Source organism: Prevotella sp. BV3P1, from assembly GCF_000479005.1.
Taxonomy (GTDB): domain Bacteria; phylum Bacteroidota; class Bacteroidia; order Bacteroidales; family Bacteroidaceae; genus Prevotella.
Map to the genome: position 1 here is coordinate 1 of NZ_AWXC01000060.1, position 501 is coordinate 501.

The 501-nt window shown below is 31.9% G+C and carries 1 protein-coding gene; it reads right to left on the bottom strand.

The window, feature by feature from the left end:
* Nucleotides 1–480, bottom strand: a 480-nt coding sequence (locus HMPREF1254_RS10740) for a restriction endonuclease subunit S (RefSeq protein ID WP_231385854.1), incomplete at its 3' end; no start/stop codon positions are given.
* Nucleotides 481–501 lie beyond the last annotated feature (21 nt).

The following is a 501-nucleotide window of genomic DNA, read 5'->3' on the forward strand; positions in this document are numbered from 1 at the left end:
TGCGATACGCTCGTCTATTAAAGATAATAAGCCTGCAATTTTTCTTTGCTCATCTAAAGATGGAATAGAAATATAAACACTATTAACCAAATCACTACTTATATTTTGAACAACTCCACCTGCAGCTATTTTTTTATATTGCTTTTGTACAATGTCTGAAATTAAAAGATTACATAAATAATCTTTATTAAAATTCTGTTCATAGTCCCTTAATACAAACCAACCATCATGAATACATCCTTCAATTCCCATAATATAAGGCAGTCCATAACTCATAGAATTGGATAATATTAAATCTCCCACATATACATGTCGAGACTTTTTTGCACCCTCTTTTGTTATTTTTTCTTCTGTTGACGTAATAATACGCCCTGAAGTTGGCACATCACCTATTTTAACCCAGTTCACCCCTTCTTCATTATCTGTTGTAAGATATTCAATAATAGGTCGTGGAGAACTTCCTCGAAATAATCTAACCACATCCTTAAACCTACACTTTTT